The organism is Paenibacillus sp. MER 180 (genome assembly GCF_023713665.1).
Classification (GTDB): domain Bacteria; phylum Bacillota; class Bacilli; order Paenibacillales; family Paenibacillaceae; genus Paenibacillus_B; species Paenibacillus_B suaedae.
The window spans coordinates 1-230 of sequence record NZ_JAMAVT010000123.1; the positions used below are offsets into that span (position 1 = coordinate 1).

Sequence of the window (230 nt, forward strand, 5' to 3'; positions counted from 1 at the left end):
CTTAGAATTCTCTTCCCACCTACCTGTGTCGGTTTGCGGTACGGGCAGCTTCACCTGGCTAGAGGCTTTTCTTGGCAGCATGAAATCAAGACCTTCGGTACTGTAATTTTCCCTCCCCATCACAGCCCAGCCTTAATGATGTGCGGATTTGCCTACACATCGGCCTCACTGCTTGGACGAGCATCCATCAGCTCGCGTCCCTATCCTTCTGCGTCCCCCCATTGCTCATA

1 rRNA gene is annotated in these 230 nt (G+C 53.0%); it reads right to left on the reverse strand.

Going from position 1 to position 230, the window contains the following annotated elements:
* Positions 1-230, reverse strand: a 23S ribosomal RNA gene (locus tag M3661_RS31145); the annotation flags it as partial.